At 30.9% G+C, this 1,357-nt stretch carries 2 protein-coding genes; both read left to right on the top strand.

Going from position 1 to position 1,357, the window contains the following annotated elements; all coding sequences use genetic code 11:
- The first annotated feature begins 126 nt into the window (after positions 1-126).
- Positions 127-474, top strand: coding sequence for a hypothetical protein (locus tag M3600_RS28335; protein WP_251648561.1), 348 nt, complete (start codon positions 127-129; stop codon positions 472-474).
- A gap of 119 nt (positions 475-593) precedes the next feature.
- Entirely contained in the window at positions 594-815 is a 222-nt protein-coding gene (locus M3600_RS28330) for a hypothetical protein (RefSeq protein WP_251648559.1), read from the top strand.
- Positions 816-1,357 lie beyond the last annotated feature (542 nt).

Raw genomic sequence — 1,357 nt, 5'->3', positions numbered from 1 at the left:
CAATCGTTTTCTTAAAATCATCGTTATATTTTTTGCCTGCAGGTTTACGTTCCAATTCGGACACATCCTCTCAAAATAATTGTAAGGACTTAATTAAATTGTGTCCATGAAACTATACTAACTCCAATGCAAGAGCCAACTGAATATTTAACTTTTTTAATAGACGGTGGAATTGTCTGTGGTAAATTAGTTGAAATAAAAGAGGTAGATGCTACGAATTATGTCACACTTGTAGAAAGTTTAGAGAAGTTTCTTGGAGATTCAAATGGTATCGATGCTTTCTCGATAACCGATTCAATGTTTAAGGGTTATTATAATGATGAAGATAGAGAAAATCCTGCTATACCCTTAACTGATGTTCAATTTAGAATGGCGAATGGAAAAGTGATACATACACGAAATTTTGTTCTTTTTGCAGATAAGGTTATTGGTTTGTTTTTAGGAAAGTCTAATCTGGAAGATTGGGGAGATTAAGACTTAAAATTGCATAGCATCCTATTTTGACAAGCAATGTATAAATTGTAATGAAAAAAGACCTATAAGGGGTACTATTTTTACATATATTAGTGATTAAGAACTAAGTTAAAACTCTTATGAAGATTGGTCCTTTAAAAACCAACTCTTTAAAAATCAAATACGGAAATCGTGCGAAATTGTCACGTAAAGTTCTGGATAGTAATAAAAATATCATGCTTATAAATGCAGTTGAAGAAGATATACGTATAGCTGCCAAAAATAATAAAATAAAGTTGATTAACCCAGCTTGGGTAGAAGTTGTTGACGAAAAAAATTCAAAAATATGGATTTTGGCTTAAAAACGCTGCTTAATTCTTTAACCGGGCTGCCGAAATGATACAAATCCACAATCGTTTTCTTAAAATCATCGTTATATTTTTTGCCTGCAGGTTTACGTTCCAATTTGGACACATCCTCTCAAAATAATTGTAGAGACTTAATTAAATTGTGTCCATTAAACTATACTAACTCCACTAAATAGTATAATGTTCATCTAAGAGTGCAACTATGGCTTAAATAAATTAATTCCTTTAATTAATTTATTTTGCTTTAAAGGACTCCTTCAGTATATAAGGTTGCCCTTTATATACTGAAGCGTATTTAATTTCTTAATAGATTAAATACGTTCAAGAATTAGAATTACCAACAAAGTAATTTCTAATACAGTAAATTTGACTTTAAAGGAGCCTTTAAAGCTAGCCATACTTGCACCTCTGGAGTTAGTATAGTTTCATGGACACAATTTAATTAAGTCCTTACAATTATTTTGAGAGGATGTGTCCGAATTGGAACGTAAACCTGCAGGCAAAAAATATAACGATGATTTTAAGAAAACGATTGT

The organism is Niallia sp. MER 6 (assembly GCF_023714395.1).
Taxonomy (GTDB): Bacteria; Bacillota; Bacilli; order Bacillales; family Cytobacillaceae; genus Niallia.
This window is presented reverse-complemented; position numbering and strand designations above follow the sequence as displayed.